This is a genomic window from Streptomyces sp. NPDC058663 (assembly GCF_042716745.1).
Lineage (GTDB): Bacteria > Actinomycetota > Actinomycetes > Streptomycetales > Streptomycetaceae > Streptomyces.
Genome location: NZ_JBHXRV010000074.1, coordinates 1 through 2,769, shown reverse-complemented (window position 1 = coordinate 2,769; position 2,769 = coordinate 1). Strand labels below are relative to the sequence as shown.

The 2,769-nt window shown below is 72.4% G+C and carries 2 protein-coding genes; both read right to left on the bottom strand.

All coding sequences use genetic code 11. The annotated features are described in order from the left end of the window. Window positions 1-259 precede the first annotated feature (259 nt). Window positions 260-1,618, bottom strand: a complete 1,359-nt coding sequence (locus ACFWVV_RS35235; protein ID WP_384347978.1) for a polysaccharide lyase family 1 protein — start codon at window positions 1,616-1,618, stop codon at window positions 260-262. Between the two features lie 73 nt (window positions 1,619-1,691). After that, on the bottom strand, window positions 1,692-2,570 hold the full coding sequence (locus tag ACFWVV_RS35230) for a rhamnogalacturonan acetylesterase (protein WP_384347981.1): 879 nt from the start codon (window positions 2,568-2,570) through the stop codon (window positions 1,692-1,694). Between the last annotated feature and the right edge of the window lie 199 nt (window positions 2,571-2,769).

Here is a 2,769-nt window from a genome sequence, read left to right as displayed (position 1 = left end):
GGGGGCCCTCCCCCCTACCCCCCCCAACAACCCCCCCGGGGGGGCCTGGCCCCCCCCCGCCAACGGTGTTGATTTCTGGCGGGGGGGGCGAACTTTTTTCGGCCCCCCCCGCCCCTCGCCCGTTACCCGGTGCCGGCTTACGCCCTGCCCCGGAACGCCTCGATATGGCTCGCGTTCCTGGTGCTCGTGGGGCCCGCGTCGATGGCGCGGCTCACCCCGGACGGAGACGTGGAGGAGAGGGGCGCCGACGGTCAGCTCCTCAGCGGAGCCTGCCCGCCCCCGCCTGCGCCCTGACCAGGCCCGGCACCGCCTTCGGGTGGTCGACGCGGGAGCGGAGGGTGGGGGTCCAGCCGGCGTCCCGGCGCAGGGGGTTGGTGGGGTTGGCCGCGTTGTGGGCGGCGATCAGGTCCGTGGGGCGGCCGTTGACGTAGTTGGCGGTGTCCGTGAGGGGGGCGTCCTTCCACTTCTTGAGGATGCGGGCGGGGGCGACGCCCGGCGGGAGGGTGAAGGTGTTCTTCTCCGCGTACAGGCGGGAGTCCTGGCCGATGCCGAAGGCGTACTCGTACGGCTGGGTGCTGGTGACGGTGAAGTGGTTGTTGTACGCGTCGACCTGGCCGAAGCGGACGCGGGGGGCGCGTTCGACGATGCCGGTGAAGTGGTTGTGGTGGAGGGTGACCTTGAGTTTGCCCGCGTCCGTGCCCGACGCGCCGTCGCTGTTGCCGATCATCAGGGTCTTGTCGTGGTCGGCGAAGGTGTTCCAGGAGGCGGTGACGTGGTTCGCGCCTCGGACGATGTCGAGTTCGCCGTCGTGCTGCTGGTACAGCTCGCCGTAGTGGCGGGGCAGGCTGCTGTCGGGGTGGGCGCCGTCGGTGAAGGTGTTGTGGTCGATCCAGACGTGGGTGGAGCTGTGGACCACCATCGCGTCGTACTCGGAGTTCCAGGCACCCTTCGCCCCGTCCGTCGGGTCCCACTGCGGGAAGCAGTCGAGGGGGCTCTCGACGGTGAGATTGCGGATGATGACGTTGTCGACGCCTTGGATCTGGAGGCTGCCGCCGGTGATGCCCGCGTTGCGTCCGATGCCGATGATGGTGGTGTTGGCGGGGACTGGGGCCTTGATGGCTTTGGCCTGGAGGGTGGCGGAGGCGGCGCGGGCGTCCTCCAGGGGGCCGGACACCGGGTTCTCGTAGCCCCAGACCGCGGGGTCGTAGGCCGCCAGGTAGCGGCCGAAGTCGTAGCCGGGGGACTCGAAGGCGGAGCAGCCTGAGGCAGTGGCGTTGAGGGTGCCGGCGACCTTGATGATCTTCGGGGCCGTCCCGCCGGCGGCGAGTGCCGTACGGAACTCGTCCCACGTACGGACGGTGTGGACGTGCTGGGCCTCCGCTTTCGCGCCGCCCGTGGTGCCGGTGCCCTCCGACGCCCAGCCGTCGTCGGCGGGGAGTGTCTGGCGGGCGGGGTCACGGGGTCCGTGGGAGGCATGGGGGGTGTGGGCTGCTTGAGGCGAGTGGGGCGACGCGTGGGGGTGGGCTTGCGCCGGGCCGGTCAGGGTGGCGCAGGTGGTCAGGGCCAGGGCGGTGGCCAGAGTGAGGGTTCCGGCGTGGTGACGGTGAGGGCGTGGCATGGCTTCTCCTGGGTGGAGTGAAGTGCAGTGGAGTGGAGTGGATTGGCGTGGCGTGGCGTGGGTGGGGGCGCGGTTACGCCGTCGGCCAGGTGATCCACTCGGTGGGGATCGGTGCGTGCAGACGTCGTACGTCGCGGGGGCGCAGTGCCCCTGCCGCGAGGAGGCCCGCCGCTACCATCCGGGCCACCTCGATGGCGCCGGGCGGGCGGAAGTGCGTGTTGTCCCGCACGCCGTTCGGGTAGTTGGGGCTTTCGCCGGGCTCCAGCCAGTTGAAGTACGCCTTGAGCGGTTCCGGGCCCAGGTCCTGCCACGTGCGGAGTGACGTCGCCTGTACGTCGACGAGTGGTACGCCTTCTCGTGCCGCGAGCGCGCGCATGGCGGCGGGGTACTCGCCGTGGGTGGGCACGGCCCGGCCAAAGTCGTCGAACTTACGGCGTTCGACGGAGGTCAGGAGGACGGGGCGGGCCCCGCGCGCCCGTGCCCCGTCGACGTACTGGCGCAGGTACTTCTGGTACGTGCTCCAGGGCTCGGTGTACCGGGAGGGGTCTGCGGACTTCTGGTCGTTGTGGCCGAACTGGATGAGGAGGAGGTCGCCGGGGCGGAGGAGGGGAAGGAGCGCGGCGAGGTGTCCTTCGTCGATGAAGCTTTTCGAACTGCGGCCGTTGAGGGCGTGGTTGGCGACGCGGAGGTGGGGGTGGAGGAAGAGGGGGAGGGCCATTCCCCAGCCGGTTTCGGGGGCGGCGGGGGTGAATTTTTGGGCGGCGGTGGAGTCGCCGGTGAGGTGCAGGGTGGGGTGGGTCGGGTGGTGGGGTCGTCCGGCTTCGGTGTCGGCTCCCGTGTGCGCGGATGCGGGGCTGCTTCCGAGCGTGCTGGCGAGCAGGGGGGCGAGGGGGGTGGCGGCGAGGGCGGTGAGGGTGTGGCGGCGGGTGGGGTGGGGGCGGGGTGGGGGCATGGGGGCCGGGCCCTTCCAGGGGTGGAGTGGGGTAGGGGTAGGGGTGGGGGCGCGGGGGCGGGCGGGCGGGGTGCGTGCGCGGGGCGGGGTGCGTGCGCGGGGCGGGCGGGGCCCAAGGGGGCGGCTCCGCCGGGGGCCGCCCCCTTGCCCACCCGTTCCGCCCCCGGGGGGCGGCCCCGCTGCCCCGGGGCGGTCTCGT